Origin of the sequence: Lacticaseibacillus nasuensis JCM 17158 (assembly GCF_001434705.1) — a bacterium.
Classification (GTDB): domain Bacteria; phylum Bacillota; class Bacilli; order Lactobacillales; family Lactobacillaceae; genus Lacticaseibacillus; species Lacticaseibacillus nasuensis.
Genome location: NZ_AZDJ01000008.1, coordinates 1 through 371 on the forward strand (window position 1 = coordinate 1; position 371 = coordinate 371).

At 54.7% G+C, this 371-nt stretch carries 1 protein-coding gene; it reads left to right on the plus strand.

Annotated features, from left to right (window positions below):
- On the plus strand, positions 1-371 hold a 371-nt coding region (locus tag FD02_RS11260), incomplete at both ends, for a hypothetical protein (RefSeq protein WP_202812893.1).

Consider the following 371-nt stretch of genomic DNA (forward strand, 5'->3'; position numbering starts at 1 on the left):
GATGCCTTTAAGCCAAGCGCTAAGCTTGGTGATGCCGATGCAGAAGGCACGTTCACGATTACTGGCCTGGAAAAGACCAAGGATCAGGATGCCGATTCTTCCGCAGAAGCACAGCTTAAGGATGGGACCATTGATACGACTGGCGCAACTGCCGGCACGTATACTGTCACGTTGACCTTCACGAACGCCGATGGCGCGACTGAAACCACGACCGCGACGCTGACCGTTACTGACGGTACGGCTCTGGAAACTACAAGCAAGACGATCACGGTCGACGACAAGGCAGCGGCAGCTGACTTCATCAAGAGCAAGACTAATGCGAAGGGTGAAAAGGGTACCGCAACACCAACCCTGACGGTTACGGATGCATC